The sequence below is a fragment of the Yimella sp. NH-Cas1 genome, assembly GCF_022359705.1.
GTDB lineage: Bacteria > Actinomycetota > Actinomycetes > Actinomycetales > Dermatophilaceae > Yimella > Yimella lutea.
In genome coordinates this window covers 1,239,524-1,256,578 of the sequence record NZ_JAKSGG010000003.1, presented here as the reverse complement: position 1 = coordinate 1,256,578, position 17,055 = coordinate 1,239,524, and the positions used below count along the sequence as shown (strand labels likewise).

Sequence of the window (17,055 nt, the reverse complement as noted above, 5' to 3'; positions counted from 1 at the left end):
TCGACAGGTTACCAGGGTGCCGGGCGGTTGTCTGCGAAATGTTACCCGCGCGTTCGCGCCCGTGCTCGACGATCTGCGAACCCCGTCACGAGGACCGCTGCGACGCCCACCACCGGGCCGACAATTCCGCTCCAGCGCCACGGCGGACGCTCGGTCGGCGCCGTCGCTACACCTGGCAACTCGTACAGGCGTAGCCCCGGTTCGGACGCGCTCGGCGTTCGTCCAACAGGGTCGAAGCTGCGCACCGCCGGCTGATCGATCTGGACGAGGACGTACCGGACACCGGCGCGGCGCAAGTCCCGCTCGATGCCACCAGGAGCACCGGCCGACACAGCCGCAGTGATCCGGGCGGACTCGGTGGACTCGCCGCGGACCACCCGATCGGACAACGGCAGGTCGTCGTTGACAAGCACCTCGCGGCCGACGAGGCGCTGCCAAGGGTCCAGGGTGACGACGTCGTGATTCCAGCTGTAGCGCCGGTACAGATTCCACGGGAAGACCGCCACCTTCCCTGGGGACAGGCTCTCGATCCGTTGTGCCATCCGTAGATGACCCGCCGGATAGTCCACGGCGTGCCAACGCCCACCCGCACCGAAGGCCAAGCCGGCGAAGGTCGCCACCGGCCACAGCGCCAACGCGGCGGCCAATGCCACCCTGACGGCCCCCGCCGCGCCGGCGGCACGCGCGAGCCCGGTCAGACGTTCGGCGCTGATCCCGGACGCGACGGCGACGGCGACCATCCACGGCGCGATGAATTTCTGCGAGTCGCGCAGCAAGCCACCCCCCGGCACGGACGTGACGATCCAGGTCATCACTGCCTCGCCCCCGGGCAGGGCCGCAGCGCAGGCGATGAACAGGCCTACTCCCCCGGCCAGGCAGGCCGCCGACACAGCTGCGCGTCGCTCGAGCTGCTGCGCCGTCCGATGATCGGGTCGCGTGACTGCCCGCCAGGCAACGACCAGGACGAAGGCGACCGCCAGGGTCGCCGCGACCGCGACGGGGAGCGAGCGTCGGTCGGCGAACCAGACTCCCTCGTTCCAGATCCCGCCCCCGGTGAACACCGACAGCACGACCCCGAGCGGGGTGTCGGACCGAGACATGAACGCCGTCACGCCTGCCGGATCGGCCGCGTCCCGTGGCGCCAGGAACAGGAAGGGGAACCACCAGGCGGAGTTCACGACGACGAAGGCGCCGAGGGGCAGCATCGCCGTGCGCAGTCGTTCACGCGGCGATGCCTCGTCCACCGGGACGAGCAAGGCGGCGACCGTGGTGAGCAGACCGATGACCGCACCGGTGCTGCCGGTGAGCGCGGTCAGGAGTATCCACAGCAGCAGGCGGAAACGAGCCCCGTCCTCCGTCCGGCGGTACGACAACACCGCGCGCACCAGGAACGGCAGACATGCGTACGCGAGCAGGAATCCCCAGTGACCGATGGCGAGTCGCTCCCCCACATACGGATTCCAGGCGGCTGCGACGGCAGCCGCGACGGCTCCTGTGCGGCTGCGGAAGAACGAGGCGGCTCCGGCCGCGACACCCACGAACACGAGCAGGAGCACCACCTTCTGGACGACCCACCCTGGGGCAAGGTGCGACAGGAGCGAGACCACCAGGTCGCCCGGAACCGCGCGCGGGACGGATCCGTCGGTGCCGAGCGTGCGCTCACTGAGGTCGAGACGCGGTACGAACACCATGTCGTAGAACAGCAAGTAGCCGGGTTTGATCGCCGGGCCGAGAGCGAGGACCCCACAGATCAATCCGACGAGAGCGCCGAGCCAAGTCTTTCGGTCCGTGCGGCCGGTCCCCTTGTGGGAGAACATGATTCAGGACCGTTCGACGTCGGCGAACGCGTCACCCATACGCGCGCACTGGGTCGCGAGGTCGTGCTCGGCGAGCATCCGCGCGCGGTTGTGCGCACCGACCGAGGTGCGCAGCGCGGTGTCCTGCAGGAAGCGGAGCAGTCCGTCGGCCAGCGCCTCCGCGTCGTCGTCCACCAGCAGGTTGGGTGCGTGGACGGCTTCGTCGTTGGTGCCGCAGCGGGTGGTGACCACCGGCAGACCGGTCGCCTGCGCTTCGAGATAGGCCAGGCCCAGCTGCTCCGACCACTTCCAGGTCGGGCGGGGGGCGGTGCAGAACACAGCCGAACTCGCCAACAGGTCGGCCACGCCATGAGCGTCCAGTTGTCCGGCGAGGCTCACCCCATTGGAAGGGTCGGCCGCCGCTTTCTCGACCAGCGGACGAAGCGGCCCCTGACCTGCCACCACCAAGGTGGCCTCGGGGACACTGCGTCGGACGATCTGCAAGGCCTCCAGCACCCGGTCGATCCCCTTGTTCTCGGCCAGCGGCGAGGTGAAGACGATCTGCGGACGGTCCGCACCGTCGCGCCGTGGGCGGAAGATCTCGGTGTCGACACCGGGTTTGACGACCCGGATCTGTTCATCGGTAAAACCGTTGAGCAGCAGGTGATCCCGTGCCGCGTCGACCATGCACAACAGCAGGTCGGCGCCCCGTGCGGATTCCAGTGCCTGCTTGTACGGTGGCACCCTGTACAGGGCTGGTAGGGCATGTTCTCCCACGTGATCACCGCCTGCTTCACCCTCCCGGATGCGCGCCGACGGTACTTCGACGCCTGGCCGGTGACCAGCGAACACAGCTCGAGGCTGGTGACCCAGTCGTACTCGGACGCCGGCTGACGTTCCAGCCCGTCGACCCACGCGAACGCGCCGGCCTCGATGAAGCGTTTGATCGGGCGACGATAGGTCGACGGCACCCAGGTGATGTCGCCCACCGGCTCCTGGGCGGCGAGCGCGGTGACCTTCGTGTCGGGCATTCGCGACATCCAGTACAACTCGCGCCGTGCCCGCTGGTCGGGCAGCGAGACCCAGAGCAACCGGCGGGTCATGAGCCGGTTGCTGCCCGGTCACGTGCTCGATCACGGCGTCCGCGCCGTGCGCCGAGGGTGTATCCGACGACCTCCATCGAACGCAGCGCGACCATCCCGGCAGCATGCTGGGGGTCGCGCGTCAGCCGGGCACGATTGTCGACGTACGCCTTGATCAGCGCCTTGCCCTGTGCACCGACGGCTCCTTCGTGCTGCTGGGCGAACGCAGGGATGGAGCGCCCGTAGTAGTAGCGCTTGCTCATCACGTCACGCAGCGTCAGACGTCCCTCGTCGTGGTCGATCACGACCGGCGCGAGTTCGATCCTGGCGCCGGCCGCGAGCATTCGCATCCGCAGGTCGGCGTCCTCGGGGCCGGACATGTCGAGATGGAACCCGCCGTCGCCGAGCAGGAAGTCGCGGCGCAGCAGACGAGGATTGTGCAGCCACGGTTGATCGAGGTAGCACTCACGTTCCAGCGCGCGGCACGCCGTCCAGAAGCCTTCACCGATGGTGCGCTCGGGCAGCGCCACCCCGTCGGCGCCGGTGTCGAGAGCCGTCCGCACGGCGACTGCGATGCTCTGCGGCGGCAGGATCATGTCGCTGTCCAGCCAGAGCACCCACTCCCCGACTGCCTGCTCTATGCCGAGATTGCGCTGGGCGGAGCGCTCCGGGCCACCGGTGAGCACCCGGTCGGCGTACCGTGCCGCGATCTGCGGTGTCGCGTCCGTGCTGTGGTTGTCGACGACGATGAGTTCGAGCGGCCGATAGGTCTGCGCGACAACCGACTTCAGACATTCTTCGATCGTGCGCTCGTTGTTGCGGGTAGGAACGACCACCGTCACCATGGCGTTGCCGACCGAGCGATCATTCATGCCGGTGTTCCTTCCCGTTCGGTTGCCGGTGAAGTACCGGCTGCTGTATCGGACCGGTTGTTCGCGTCCGGTGAGATCGTGCTGCGGCCCGGCCCGCCCCGCTCGGGTTCCGCAGCAGAACCGCGCATCGACAATGCCGCGAGCAACACGACAACGAGACCGAATCCGGCCAGCCGATGCGGCCAGAGACTGAGCGCCACCGCGTCCGCGCTCACGGTGCCTCGCTTGTCCCCGATCACCCACAGGTAGAGCGGGACCGCGGCGAACATCAGCCCGGCACCGACGGACAACAGATGCCTGGGTGGGACCGGACGCAGGCGTTGGAGCGCCACGACCAGCGCAGCCGCGACCAGACCCGGCCACCCGACGGCGAAGCCCGCCACGAGCACAGCACCGGCTTCCTTCGACCAGCGCGGAACCTGCTTCGTCCGAACATCGGTCGGCATGACGTCGTCGGCGAACAGCCGCTTTCTCCGTGCGGCCAGCACCACGGACATCAGCGCGACGATCAGGACGAGACCCGATGCACCGGCCGCAATGTTCGACCACATCTGCGGCCCGAACCGCATCTCGATCTCGTACCGGCCACCGGCCGGAACCCGCCATCCCGTGGAGTATCCGTCGAGCGTGGTCGGAGCCCCGAGGTCGCGACCGTTGGCGGTCGCTTTCCAGCGGGCGTCGTAACTCTGACCGAGAATCACGTTGAAGGGGCCCGACGCGGCGACGGTCATCGCCTTCGAGGACGGCGTGTCCTTCGTGATCTTGACGACCGGATCCGTGGTGCGCACCCGCACGCGATCCTGCCGGTCGGTCAGGGTCATGGAGTCGACGACGAAGCCGGCGGCCTGTTCGATGCGATGCTCACCGGCACCGAGGCTCAGCGGTGCGCATGCCGCCCAGGATGTTGCCTGCTCACTCTCTCCGGCGATCGACTTCGTCGCCGGTCGCATCCGCAGGGGTTGACCGTCGACGGTTCCGACCGTCAGACAACGCCCGCCTGAACTGCCTGCCGAGTCCAGCGGTCCGGGCTGGTCCTGCGCCATCCGGGCGCCGGTGTCGATCGTGGTGAATCTTGGGGGTGGGCCGTCGCGCCGTCCGATGGCGGCCTTGAAGGTGACCCGAACCGTTCGCCCGTCGACCTCGGGGAACTTGATGGTCGTGCGCCCGTCCTGCCGAAGCTTGTACTGGTCGACCACCTTCTTGCCGTCGACGGTCACCGTCGCCCAGCCGGCCCAGTCGGTGTTGTTCTGGGCACCGAACCCTTCCGCCTGGTCGATCGTGACCGACGAGACGGGGCGCCGCGACCCGGTGAGTTGCCACCACGACCCGTCGGTACCTCCTCCGGGCATCCAGGCGGTGGACGACTTGCCGTCGACGGCCATGGACGCGCGGGCGTCCGCGTTGTGGAAGTAGAAGTCGGACGACGTGGCGCGTGTCGATCGGCTGTACCCGGCTACGTCGTCGTATGCGGTCTCTACATCGCCCTTGGTCCGCACCGTCGCCCTCGCAGTGAAGCTGCGCTCGTCGGGCAATGTCACGATCCGCCGGAAGACCTTCTCCGGATCGTCCGCCGTGGACGCGGTGCCCTGCTGGCGAGCGAGGGTGACATCCAGCGGCGTTCGGGCGAACGCCTGTTGCTGCGCCGGAGTCAGGCGTGCATGCAATGACTGGTAGGTCAGCGGTGTGCGGGCGGTGCGGATCGCCAGGGCGCCTGCCATCTTCACGTCGGACAAGCCGACCATGTTGTATCCGTCACCACGTGTGCCGGCGACGGTGAAGCGGACCGTGTCGGTGGTCAGATCGCCGAAGTCGAAGGACGCGTAGCCCTTGTCCGGCAGGCGATGGGTGATCGTGCGTCCCCCGGCCGTGACCGAAAGCCGGTCGATCCGGGCCGAGCCGAGTTGTGCCTGCTGCACCTTCACTGTGCCCAGACGTATTGGGGTCGGCTGGCGCACGGTGGCGTACTGACCGACCGCACGGCCGAAGTCACCGAACAACCACGAGGTGTCGGGATCTGCGTCGAGGAGGTTCTCCGGTGCCGCCGAGGGAACGTCGAAGAAGGTGCCGCCGCGCGCGCTCGCCGTGACGATCGCACCTGAACGGACAGCGACCGTCTGGTCGTCCGGGGTGCCGAGCGCGCGCATGTTCTTCGCCGTCTCGTCGGCGGCCAACAAGGACCCTTCGCCGTTCGTGAGCCGGTTGGGAATCGCCGCGCGACGCGCATTCGTGTCGGTGATGACCAGCGCGTGCCGCTGACCGAGTTGGTGCAACAGGTCACCGACGGTGAGATCGGCGGCATAACGGAAACTGGGCTGGGTCGACAACAATCCGTCGGCGGCCAACCGTCCGATCGACCACGCGTCACCCGCGACGACGATCGACCGGTTGTCGCTCGTCGCCCGCACTGCCGTGACCGGGTCGCGGACGTCGTACAACTGAACCGGATGCATCAACGCCTCTCCGTAGGAATAGGCGTCGGTGCCGCGTCCGAAGACGAACTCACCCGGCTCACCGAAGTTCGCCCGGCCGAACAGGCCTGGGTCGACACTGATGACCCGATCCACCAAGCCGGGCCGAGCTCCGCCGTCCTGCTCCCACACCGTGTCGTGACGCACCAGCACGCGATCCGCACCGAGGTAGCGGGCATAACTCGAGATTGCGTTCGCCGGGGTACCCGCACTCTGCAGAGCATCGTTCACCGCCGCGAGGTAATTTCCGCCCGGAGCCGAAGCGTTGGGACTGGTCTCCGGCAGGACCGCGTCACGCTTCAGCAGCGAGTTCGGCAGATCGTCCGGACGCTGCGCCGTCCACCGGTAGGTGGGCCGCACCTGACCGGGTAGGAACAACACCCGAGAACTCGGATGCCCCTTGTCGGCGGCCCGTGCGGCCTCGTGCCAGTAGCCGGGGATGTTCATCTGTGAGGTGTAGAGGCGCCCGGTCAGGGCAGGCAACGCCCACGCGGTGAGCAGCACGGACACCATCGCGAAAACCAACGGCGCGGCCTAGCCGCGCCGTTGGACGGCTCGTGCCCAGTGTTCTGCGGCGAGGCCGAGCGCGACCGCGAACCCCAGCGCCAACACCGCACCCACCTTGTTGGTGGTGCGGAAGGCGGAGGCCGCCGGATTCTGGAGAACTTCTCCGAGCACTCGACCGAATGGTGACTCCTCGCGTCCGGGACCCGGGAACATCCCGACCATGACCACAGCCGCGAGCGCGATCCACCCCACGACCATCCCGCGTACGTCACCGGGCAGGTATCGCAACGCCAACGCAGAAAGCGTGGGCCACAACATCGTCAGCAGCACCACGAACGTGCCGACGAGGAAGATCGCGTGTTGCGGCACCCACGGACCGCTGGAATCCGTCCCGTACAACGGCCACATGCCCAGGCCGCGCAGCACCTCCGGGAACGAGGACACCTTCGCGATGCCGTCCAGCGTCTCGGACTGCATGACGATCTGGCGTCCGGTGGTGAGCGCAGCTCGCGCGGGGACCAACCAGTACAGCGAGACCCCCACCACGAAGGCCGCACACTTGGCCGTGACCACAGCCAGATCGCTGATCCTCGCGCGCCACGCGAAGCGGGCGACGAGGAGGATCGGGATCAGCGCGGCCAACTGGAGCAGCGGAACGACGGCCACGTTCATTCCACTCATGCCGAAGAAGACGAGACCGAAGGCTGCCGGCCAGGCCCAGCTTCGCGGATGACGGACGGCGTGGACGAAGGTGATCAGCAGCCAGGGCAGAAGAGCCATCGGCAGCAGGATGGCGAGGGTGACGCCGGCCTGGATCTGGTACGGATTGGCCAGGTACACGATGCCGGCGACCAGGCCCGCCCAGCGTGAGGCTCGTGGTGCGAGCAGCCGCACCAGACGGTTGGCGCCCCATGCCGCCGACAGCCACAGCCCGAAGTGGAACACCTTGAAGGCCCACTCGGGATTCATCCCCACGGCGCGCAGCAGTCCGACGACCAGCAGGACGGGGACGAGTCCCACGTTGAAGTTCGCCGAGCCGAGGTAAGGGGACGCCGTCCAGCCACTGAGGTAGCGCGCGAGGGTGTCCCAGGGTGCCAGGTAGACCTCGGGCTTGATGTCGGTGTAGAAGGATCCGAAGCCGTTCAGGGCGACGATCAGCGCCAGACCCACGACCGACGCCACGCACGCACAGGCGTAGCGGCTGATTCTGGGTCGCACTCGGTTTCGCTCCGCACGGTCGGCGTCAACGCCGCGGCGGGCGTCCTCGGACAAATCGGTTCACCAATATAACTGCCCGGTAACCTAGGTCACAGCGCATCGCCACGATGCTTGCCCTGTCATCTCCCATCACTGCCCGATCACGTGCGGATCGGGTCGACCACATGCCTAGGACACGGTGAAGAATCCAGCCACCAAGGGTTACCGCCATCAGGCGTTGGCGGCCGTCCTGGGACTTGCGATGGGGCTGTCGAACCTGCTCGGCTACTTGATGGTGCTGCTGTTGACCCGCTCACTGGGTCCGGCCGACTTCGGCGGCTACACCGCTTTGTCCACCTACGGCGTCCTGTTGGCGATTCCTGCGGGCGCGTTCCAGATCGTGGTCGCCCGACGGCTGTCCAGCGGCTGGGCCGATACCGGGTTGCGAGGGACCTCGGGCATCGGATCGGCTGCCTTGCTGGGAGTCGTGTTCTTCGCAATCACGACAGTGCTCGCCCCGTGGCTGGTCGAGATCTTCCACGTGGGTTCCACCTGGTCCGCGGTCTTCCTCGCAGCGATGTTGCCGCCCATGATGCTCACCGGATGTTTCCAGGGCATCCTGCTGGGTCGCCAACGCCTACGCCAGTTGTCGATTCTCTACCTGGTCACGGCGGTGAGCCGGGTCCTCGCGGCAGCAGTCGCTGCCATGTTCGCGTTCTCGGTACGCGACGTGTTCGCGGCGATGTTCCTGGCCACGCTCGTGTCGGCCGCGACCGGCGCCTGGCTGACACGAACCGATCTGCGGTCGTTGCCGCGATCAGCCCACGGACTCACCGGTGAGATGCTGCGCTCGAACAGCACCCTCGCCGCGTACGTGGCGCTGACCAACATCGACGTCCTGCTCGCGCGGCACTTCCTCGACCCGCACGAAAGCGGTGGTTACGCCCTGGCGTCCACCTTCGGTCGCGCGATGTGTTGGGGCACGCAGTTCGTCGCGCTCATCATCGTGCCCCGGATGCACGGCACCAATCCCACGCGGACACTGCTGAGAGCCAGTCTGTTGGTCCTGACCATCGGGTTGTGCGGCACTGCCCTCATCGCCGTCGACCCCGGGTTGTTCATCACTCTGGCCGGAGGCGCTGAGTTCACCGAGTACGGCTCTCTGGCGCTCATCTGTGTCGTGCTCGGAATCGCGTGGGCTCTGGCGCAGGTGTGGTTGTTCTCGGAGATGAGCACGGACTCCGGTGTCCTCGGTGCACTCACCTGGGTGGTCGTCGGGGTGCAGAGCGCGACGATCTGGCTTTGGGCACACGAGAGCCCCGGTCAGATCGTCGGAGTCTGCCTGGCGGGGGCACTCCTGATCGCAGTTGCGGGTCTGCTGCGCGTGCTACGCGGGCGCCGACCGCCGGACGGTGCCCGTCCGGAGCTACTTGTCCTCGCCGATGGCCCGTGAGCGTGACAGGAAGACCTTCGCCCCGGCACGGAACAACCCGGGAAACTTGTTGACGGCCTTCCAGGCCACCGTGTTGACGCGGTCCTGAATCTTCGTCTGGTAAAGCCGCAGCGCCTCGTCCCTCTTGGACAGCGCTCGTCCGGTACCTGCCGGACGGCGGAACACCAGTGCGTGCAGACCGTTCGACCAACGCAGGTCATCCGCATGTGCCGCGTCCCAGGTGCGTTCGATCGTCCAGCCGGGGTGCTTGGCCAGGAACAGGCGGTGCGCCTTCTGCACGACCGGCCATGAGGCGTCATCGATGAGCACGAGCGCTTCGTCGGCGAGCAAGGGTTCCACCACCGCGAGCGCCAGATAGTGCGAGATGAGGGTGTGTTCCCCGTCGTAGAAGTACACGCCCACCGGCTTGTCGATCAGGGTCCGGTCGGTCATCAGCTTGAAGCAATCGCCTTCGAGCAGAACGACGTTCGCCTGCCCCGCGTACTTCCCGAGGTTCGCCTCCAGCTCGGCTCGTGCTTCGAGTCCCTGCATACCGAACTCGAGGAAGTTCTCCATCGCATAGAAGTCCTTGCCGGCGTTGTCCTGCACGGCAGCACACAACGACCGGCCCTTGAACGTGCCGACCTCGAGATACGCCTCGTCGTCGGGCATCGCTGCGGCGGCCGCCTGAAGGACGGCAAGTTCATTGGGACCGGTATAGCCCGCGACGTCGGTCGCGATCTGCGCCCACCGCGCGTCGAGAGGATCCGTGGTCTGCGGATCGCCGGGGAAGGCGTCAGCCAACTGATCGAAGAACTTCGCGGTGTTCATAGACTCTCTTCCGGATAACGGCCCACGACTGGGACCCACGCGGCATCCTACCGATGGGTAACGTGCGTGTTCGCAGTTCCGTCGCACGTCGTCGCAGGCCTGTCGGGCACCTGCGCTTCCCCGCGGCTCTGCCTGGATCGAGGAGGACCAGCACCACATGGCGCAACGCAGCAGATCGCACTACGGCCACAGCCCGGCGCTGGACGGCCTGCGTGGTGTCTTCATGGCTGCGTTCATGGCCTTTCACTTCGGGGCGACGTTCCTGTCCGGCATGTGGATCGCGATCAACCTGTTCTTCGTGCTGTCCGGCTTCCTGATCACCCGGCTGTTGATCGAGGAACGCGAGACCCGCGCAAGCATCGATGTCTGGGGCTTCTACAAGCGACGCGGACGACGGATCCTGCCTGGGCTGTTCGCCATGTTGACGGTTGTGACCGTCTACGTCTGCGTATGGGCACCGGAAGAGCTACGCGCCCGGTGGGGCGGTGACATTCTGGCCACCCTCGGATTCGTCATGAACTGGCGGCTGATCGCCCAGAGCGACGAATACTTCGGCGACCACCTCGTCGCGCCCCCGCTACGACACGCCTGGACCCTCGGAATCGAGGAGCAGTACTACCTGGTCATCCCGTTCCTGGTGATGGGGCTGGTCCTGTTGGTGCGCAACCGTGCCGCACGCGTCCTGGCGCTCGTGGCCCTCGCCGGTCTGGCGACGATCTGGACGGCGGCGCTGGCCGCTCGGGAGTCGACGGGCTTCGCCCGGCTCTATTACGGCACCGATACGCGCATCGCGTCGCTGCTGATCGGTACCGCACTCGGAATCGCGCTCGGCTGGACCGCCAGGGAGGGTATCCCTCGGTTGCCGCTGCGGTGGGTCACCGTGCTCGGTTGGGTCGGACTGGCGAGCAATGTCGCGCTCTTCCTGATGATCGATCCGTTCACCGACTGGATGTACACCCGCGGCGGGATGTTCTTCGGCGCCATCGGGTCGGCGTTGCTGATCCTGTCGCTCGCCGACCCGCGTCGCAGCGCCATCAAACAGTTGTTCAAACCCCGCATCGCGCGCTGGTTCGGTCGGCTGTCCTACTCGCTCTATCTGTGGCACTGGCCGGTTCACTTGCTGCTGGGTCCCGACGGGCTCGCCGGCAGCGTCGTGCTCACCGGAGTCGTCGGCTTCGCGATCTCCACTCTGCTCGCCTACCTGTCCGACCGATTCCTGGAGCAGCCGGTGCTGCGCGGTGGGATCAAGGCCCTGCTCCCTCGTCTCCGGGTCCCGATGGCGGCCGTTTTCGCGCCCATGGTCGCCTTCGTGGTGGTGTGTGCCACCGTGTTGCTGCCCACCTCGGCGGCGCCGACCGGATCGCAGACGACGGTCATGCCAGCAGCGATCACGCGGACCCAACCTGAGTACTCGGGCACACCTGCTGCCTTCGCGATGCTGGGCGATTCCGTGCCGTGGTACCTCACCGAACGCTTTCCGCGCAAGCTGTTCCCGCAGGCGAAGCCGGTCAACCTCGCCTCCGAGGGGTGCGACCTGCTGGACCGGCCGCTGCTGTCGGTCGACGGCATCAAGGATCAGCACGGAGCCTGCAAGCAGAACATGAACACCTGGGGCGCGCGACTGCGAGAGTCCGGCGCTGCGTCGTTGGTGGTCTGGGGTTCGCCGTTGCTGGCCTCGGCACACCAGATGCCCGACGGTTCGAAGGGGCTGCTGGGTAACCCTGCGTACGAGCAACTGATTCTGCAGACCTACGACCGGATCTGGCAGACCGCACGGGCCAACGGAGCGCGGACCGTCGACGTGGTCAACGTGCCTTGTCGGCGCTTCGGAGCGGCTCCGGACTCCCAGGAGTACCAGCAACTGCAGCGCGAACAACCCGGCTACGTCGAGGAGTTCAACGATCCGGTTCGACTGAACGGCCTCCTGGCCCGCTGGGTGTCCTCCACCCCGGGCGCCCGCCTGATCGACCTGCACAGCGCCATCTGCCCCGAAGGACGCCGGGATTCCATCAACGGGATCACCGTGTTCAACGACGGGCTGCATTTCTCCCCCGAGTTCACCCCGACGCTGTGGCGTTGGCTGCTCGGGCAGCTCAGCGCGCGCGCTTAACCCTCGACCCGCACGACCTGCGGGGCCAGCCAACTCCAAATGAGTTCGGCTCCCGGCTGCGAGAAGTGGATGCTGTCCTTGTAGACGCGGGCACCGTTGATGGTCCGCCGATATTCACCGGCCGGACACAGCTGACCGCTCAGGTCGAGCACCGACACGTCGCCCTGGTGGCGGGCCCTCCACTCACCGATCAACCTGTTCGCCCATGCGGTGTCGATCGGCACGGGCTCACGCCCGACGAGTTCTGAACTACGACCGCGCAATTGGGCCGGTTCGAGCACTCGACACGGGACGTTGACCACGTCGAGACGTCGCGCACCGGTGGTCTTGAACTGGCCGTACAAGGCGTCCAGGCTGCGCAGCAGGAGGCGGCCCGCCTCCGGCGACCCCGGTTGGACGACGCGCCCGTCGATCTGCAGCGGGAACAGGAATGCAAGGCCGGCCGGAGCGAGGATCACGTCCGACCCTGCGGCACGCGCCTGCCCTGGCCACCGTTCGCGCCAGGCTGCGCAACCAGGATCCTCAGGGATCGCCTTGTCCAGGACGGCGAGGGTCACAGGTACCGGGTTGCAGCCGTTGTACGTCGCCAACCTGGTCATCTGCAGACCCGGATAGCTCGATCGGTGGAATCCTTCGACGAGGGACGAGGGTATCGAGTCGCCAACCACGGCCATCCGGACCGGGGTCGTCGGCGCGACATACCGCACGGATGCGTCCAGAGGCTGCCCGTTCCACGGCGGGCTGTCTGTCTGCGGCAACGAGTTCCACAGACCTGCCGCGATCGCGGCCAGCACCGCCACCGTCACGAAGCCGGTGGCCCGAGGTACTCGTCGGCGCAGCATACGCCGGACCGAGCCGCGAAGCCCGTACATCAGGATCGGCAGTTCGACCATCCGGTAGGACGCGACCGCGCAGACCCAGGTGAGCAGAAACTGCAGCAACCCGTTGACCAGCGCCGGCAACGAGTCGAAGCGCAACCACAAGGAGATCGGCCAGTGGTACAGGTACAGCCCGTAGCTGATCTGACCCAAGTGGACCAGGGGCGCAATCCCGATCACCCGGTTGATCGTGAGTCTGCGCGTGTCCAGCGCGGAGATACCCATGAAGGCCGCGAGCACCGCGAAACAGAACAGACCGCCATACCGGAACGCACCCGTGCTGCGGTCGTCGAGCAGGAAGAAGGCACTGAGCGAAACGATGGTGCCGATCCACCCGATCGCGTTGGTGATGCCGCGCGGCAACCGGAACTTCTCGCGCCCGGGGGCTGCGGTGTACATCGCTGCACCGGCCACACCGACGATCAGGGCCTGCATGCGAACGTCGGTGCCGTAGTAGAGCCGGCTTCCGGAGCCGCCCCCCGGGCCGACGAGGTAGGAGGTCCAGGCTGCGCTCGCGGCCGCGAGCGCAACCAACATCCACACGCGCACGGCTTTACGGCGGCTGACCGCGAACAGACCGAGGATGAGCCAGGGAACGAAGACGTAGAACTGCTCCTCGACGGACAATGTCCACACGTGGCGCAGCGGCGAAGGATCGCTGAAGTAGTCGAAGTACTGGTCGTCGCGTTCGATCAGGCGCCAGTTCTGCCAGAACGTCAGTGTCGCGAACGCATCACCCGCGGTCTGCGAGCGGTTCGGGGTGCTGTCGAAGAACGCGACCTTGACCAGTACCGCCAGCACCAGCAGACACATCGCGGGGACGATGCGTCGCGCGCGGCGCAGGTAGAAGCGCACCACGTCCAGATCGCCGTACTTGTACCGCTCCTTGATCAGGATGGTGCCGATCAGGAACCCGGAGAAGACGAAGAAATGGTTGATGCCGATCCAACCGCCCACCAACCAACTGGCGCCGAAGTGATAAGCGATGACCAACAGCACGAACAGACCGCGGTAACCGTCCATCGCGCGGCGGTAGCTCGGTCCGTGCTGCTCAAGGTCGAGCGCGACGCTGCGGCGCAGCACATCGGGCACGTCGAGTCCTGCCATCACATGTCCTCTCGGCCGGACCGCATCCGGCCGGGTATGTCGTGCCGACGGAACAACGAGGCGGGAGCCGTCGATAACGGCTCCCGATCTGCTGTGTCAGACGCCTGTCGAGCGCCCGTCGGGAGCGCGGTCGGCGTCGACGTCTCCACGGTCGAAGTCGTCATCCTCGTAGGAACGGCGGCGTCGGCGGTCAGCACGCTCGTCAAGGTCGTCCTCGAGCACGGGGCGGCGTCCACGACGTCCGGAGTCGCGTGCGGAATTACGTCCGGTCGGACGATCGGCGTCGTCGTCCACGATTGCGGGGCGGCGACCACGGCGCTCGGCGTCGCGTGCGGAACCACGTCCGGTCGGACGATCGTCGTCGTCCTCGTCGTCGTCGAACCGGTCGCCCGCCGAGGTACGGCGGCGGGCAGGACGGTCGTCGTAGCCCTCGTCGTCATCATCGTGGCGAGCGAGTCGACGTTCCTGCCGCTTGTCGAGACCGAAGAGAGCGACTCCGAGTGCCGGAATCAACAGGCCGAGTGCGAGGGCGATGATCGCGCGTAGTTTGGCTGCCTCGTTGACTCCCTGGCAAGCACCTCTGCCCCATCCGTCCGGCGGGGAGGCCGCCGATCCACACCCGAATACCCCGCCTACGTCACCCTTGGGTACCCACAGAGGTGTGAAGTAGAAGTATGCCGCGAGGCCCAGCAATGGAAGCCCGCACAACAACGCGATCTTGCTGCCTGTCCGCAACGCTGTCACAGTGCGGGTCTCGTATCCATCAGCTGACATGGCGGCGATGCTACCGGCAGCAACGACTGCAGATCTACTGCTCGGTAGATATGATCCGACGAGTTTTGCTGCCGATGGAAGGACCCCGTGGCCAAGCACAAGTCGTTGCCGTACCGTCCGGCTCTCGACGGCCTGCGTGGGGTCGCAGTCGCTGCCGTCGTCGTCTTCCATCTGAACAAGTCCGCCCTTCCTGGCGGATGGCTCGGGGTCGACCTCTTCTTCGTCCTGTCCGGATTCCTGATCACGTCACTGCTGCTGACCGAACACAATCGTTGGGGGCGGATCAGTCTCGGCGGTTTCTGGGCATCCCGAGCTCGCCGGCTCCTGCCGAGCCTGGTCCTCATGCTGTTGGCGGTGCTGACTGCATCCGCGTTCCTGGCCGAGCACGGACGGCGTCCGGCCATCGGTGGGGACGTCCTGGCGGCATTCTTCTACGTCGCCAACTGGCGCTTCCTGCTCGGGGACGAGCAGTACTTCGCGACGATCGCGATGCCCTCACCAGTGCGACACACCTGGTCCTTGTCCATCGAGGAGCAGTTCTACTTCGTCTTTCCGCTGCTGTTGGCGGCGCTCCTGGTCGTGGTCCGGCGGCGGGTCCAACTCGCGGTCGTTCTGGGTGTTCTCGCGACCGCTTCGGCCCTGTGGATGTCGGTCAAGTACGTACCGGGCGTCGACCCGTCCCGGGTCTACTACGGCACCGACACCCGCATCTTCGAGTTGCTGATCGGCGCCGCAGCAGGAGCACTTCTGGGTGCTCACGAGTTCGCGGAACGGACCCGCTGGCGCGTCGACGGCATGATCGAGCGCCTGGCCTGGCCGGCCATCGCACTGTTCGTGTCGAGCTTCTTCCTGGTGGACGAGAACAGTCCCTTCGTCTTCCGCGGTGGGTTGGCCCTGCTGTGCCTGATCGCGGTCGTCCCGATCGTCGCCGCATCGGCGCGGACGAGGAACTCCTTCCAGCGAGTCTTGGGATGGGAGCCTTTGCGTGGTCTCGGCCTGATCAGCTACTCGCTGTACCTGTGGCACTGGCCGGTGATCGTCTTCCTGAACGCGGAGATCGTCGCGAACCCCTGGGTGCGGGCGCTCGCCCAGGTCACGCTCTCCCTCGGCCTGGCGTACGCGACCTGGCGGTTCGTGGAGCAGCCGATCCGACGTGGCGGCTTTCGGGCGCTGGTGCCTGGCCGACCGGCGACCAGCCGCGCCGTCACGATCGCCACCGTGCCGCTCCTGCTGGCCGGGCCGTTTCTCGTCCGGCTCACACCCGCACCGGCGGCGACGGTTCGTAATGTGGATCTGGCTGTCGGGACGTATGTGCCTCTGGAAGAGCGCGCGGTCGTGACCTTGATCGGCAACTCGATCCCGGCGAGTCTGAAACCCGGTTTCGATCCTGCTGAGTATCCGGACTTGGATGCCCGGGACATCACCAGCTTCGGTTGCGACCCGTTCGAAGCAAACCGTTGGCAGACGGACGCCCGGGCAGCAGCATCGTCGGAATGTCGCGAGTGGAAAGAAGGCGGCTGGCTCAAGGAGTTGGGCAAGCAGCATCCGGACTTGGCGGTGTTCTTCATCCCTCAGACCGCGACCAGTGACTGGTCCGATGACGGCAGGAAGGTCGAATTCAACGCAGCCGCCTACGAAGCATGGCTGCGGAAAGAGCTTTCGACGATGCATCGGAAGGTCAAGGAGGTCGACGGAGGCACGTTCGTGGTGACAAACCTTGCTTGTCACCGCCAGACCGACTTCGGCTTCGACCCCGCAATCAAGAACGTCAATGACGACCGTCGGGTGCAGCGAGTCAACCGAATTGTTGCCGATTGGGCGAAGAGCGCCCGGGTTCCGGTCATCGACCAGTACAAGGCGCTGTGCACCGGCGGCTATCACGGATCGGTCAACGGCGTCCCGCTGTACAAAGACACGCTCCACTTCACCCCGGAGAGTGCGCGCATCATGTGGAGTTGGCTGGTGCCCCAGCTCCAGACCGCGTTGCGAAGCAGGGGCTGA

General features: G+C 66.7%; 10 protein-coding genes and 1 pseudogene. 4 read left to right on the top strand and 7 right to left on the bottom strand.

All coding sequences use genetic code 11. The features are described 5' to 3' along the window. Nucleotides 1–41 precede the first annotated feature (41 nt). Both MF407_RS06355 and MF407_RS06350 read right to left on the bottom strand, forming a co-directional pair. Nucleotides 42–1,817, bottom strand: coding sequence for a hypothetical protein (locus MF407_RS06355; RefSeq protein ID WP_129625073.1), 1,776 nt, complete (start codon nucleotides 1,815–1,817; stop codon nucleotides 42–44). A 3-nt stretch (nucleotides 1,818–1,820) separates the two neighbouring features. Further along, complete coding sequence (locus tag MF407_RS06350) at nucleotides 1,821–2,540, bottom strand: glycosyltransferase family 4 protein (protein WP_239701788.1); 720 nt, start codon at nucleotides 2,538–2,540, stop codon at nucleotides 1,821–1,823. A 21-nt stretch (nucleotides 2,541–2,561) separates the two neighbouring features. On the opposite strand from MF407_RS06350, the gene MF407_RS15570 reads away from it, so the two are divergent. Next, nucleotides 2,562–2,690 carry a hypothetical protein gene (locus MF407_RS15570; protein ID WP_275578201.1) on the top strand — a complete coding sequence of 43 codons (129 nt, stop codon included), beginning with the start codon at nucleotides 2,562–2,564 and terminating at the stop codon, nucleotides 2,688–2,690. A 205-nt stretch (nucleotides 2,691–2,895) separates the two neighbouring features. Here the strand turns inward: MF407_RS15570 and MF407_RS06345 are convergent, their stop codons facing one another. Both MF407_RS06345 and MF407_RS06340 read right to left on the bottom strand, forming a co-directional pair. Then, nucleotides 2,896–3,750, bottom strand: coding sequence for a glycosyltransferase family A protein (locus tag MF407_RS06345; RefSeq protein ID WP_129625071.1), 855 nt, complete (start codon nucleotides 3,748–3,750; stop codon nucleotides 2,896–2,898). Next, a pseudogene (locus MF407_RS06340) lies at nucleotides 3,747–7,895 on the bottom strand (alpha-(1->3)-arabinofuranosyltransferase family protein). The gene MF407_RS06345 and the pseudogene MF407_RS06340 overlap by 4 nt, the downstream one beginning before the upstream one ends. A gap of 226 nt (nucleotides 7,896–8,121) precedes the next feature. Between MF407_RS06340 and MF407_RS06335 the strand changes: the two are divergent. Beyond that, nucleotides 8,122–9,375: an oligosaccharide flippase family protein gene (locus tag MF407_RS06335; protein WP_129625069.1), complete on the top strand. Its 1,254-nt coding sequence runs from the start codon at nucleotides 8,122–8,124 to the stop codon at nucleotides 9,373–9,375. Here the strand turns inward: MF407_RS06335 and MF407_RS06330 are convergent. After that, nucleotides 9,349–10,185, bottom strand: a complete 837-nt coding sequence (locus MF407_RS06330) for a class I SAM-dependent methyltransferase (RefSeq protein ID WP_129625068.1) — start codon at nucleotides 10,183–10,185, stop codon at nucleotides 9,349–9,351. The genes MF407_RS06335 and MF407_RS06330 overlap by 27 nt on opposite strands. 157 nt (nucleotides 10,186–10,342) lie before the next feature. On the opposite strand from MF407_RS06330, the gene MF407_RS06325 reads away from it, so the two are divergent. Beyond that, nucleotides 10,343–12,295, top strand: coding sequence for an acyltransferase (locus MF407_RS06325; protein ID WP_129625067.1), 1,953 nt, complete (start codon nucleotides 10,343–10,345; stop codon nucleotides 12,293–12,295). On the opposite strand, the gene MF407_RS06320 is transcribed toward MF407_RS06325, so the two are convergent. Both MF407_RS06320 and MF407_RS06315 read right to left on the bottom strand, forming a co-directional pair. Next, on the bottom strand, nucleotides 12,292–14,280 hold the full coding sequence (locus tag MF407_RS06320; protein ID WP_239701787.1) for an acyltransferase family protein: 1,989 nt from the start codon (nucleotides 14,278–14,280) through the stop codon (nucleotides 12,292–12,294). The genes MF407_RS06325 and MF407_RS06320 overlap by 4 nt on opposite strands. Before the next feature lie 96 nt (nucleotides 14,281–14,376). Beyond that, nucleotides 14,377–15,054: a hypothetical protein gene (locus MF407_RS06315; RefSeq protein WP_239701786.1), complete on the bottom strand. Its 678-nt coding sequence runs from the start codon at nucleotides 15,052–15,054 to the stop codon at nucleotides 14,377–14,379. 87 nt (nucleotides 15,055–15,141) lie between these two features. On the opposite strand from MF407_RS06315, the gene MF407_RS06310 reads away from it, so the two are divergent. Next, nucleotides 15,142–17,055 carry an acyltransferase family protein gene (locus MF407_RS06310; RefSeq protein ID WP_239701785.1) on the top strand — a complete coding sequence of 638 codons (1,914 nt, stop codon included), beginning with the start codon at nucleotides 15,142–15,144 and terminating at the stop codon, nucleotides 17,053–17,055.

What these genes read in the sequence shown, in the direction of transcription:
- MF407_RS15570 (WP_275578201.1), top strand. Translation starts at nt 2,562, where the DNA reads ATGTTCTCCCACGTGATCACCGCCTGCTTCACCCTCCCGGATGCGCGC.
- MF407_RS06320 (WP_239701787.1), bottom strand. Translation starts at nt 14,280, where the DNA reads ATGGCAGGACTCGACGTGCCCGATGTGCTGCGCCGCAGCGTCGCGCTC.
- MF407_RS06325 (WP_129625067.1), top strand. Translation starts at nt 10,343, where the DNA reads ATGGCGCAACGCAGCAGATCGCACTACGGCCACAGCCCGGCGCTGGAC.
- MF407_RS06355 (WP_129625073.1), bottom strand. Translation starts at nt 1,817, where the DNA reads ATGTTCTCCCACAAGGGGACCGGCCGCACGGACCGAAAGACTTGGCTC.
- MF407_RS06345 (WP_129625071.1), bottom strand. Translation starts at nt 3,750, where the DNA reads ATGAATGATCGCTCGGTCGGCAACGCCATGGTGACGGTGGTCGTTCCT.
- MF407_RS06330 (WP_129625068.1), bottom strand. Translation starts at nt 10,185, where the DNA reads ATGAACACCGCGAAGTTCTTCGATCAGTTGGCTGACGCCTTCCCCGGC.
- MF407_RS06315 (WP_239701786.1), bottom strand. Translation starts at nt 15,054, where the DNA reads ATGTCAGCTGATGGATACGAGACCCGCACTGTGACAGCGTTGCGGACA.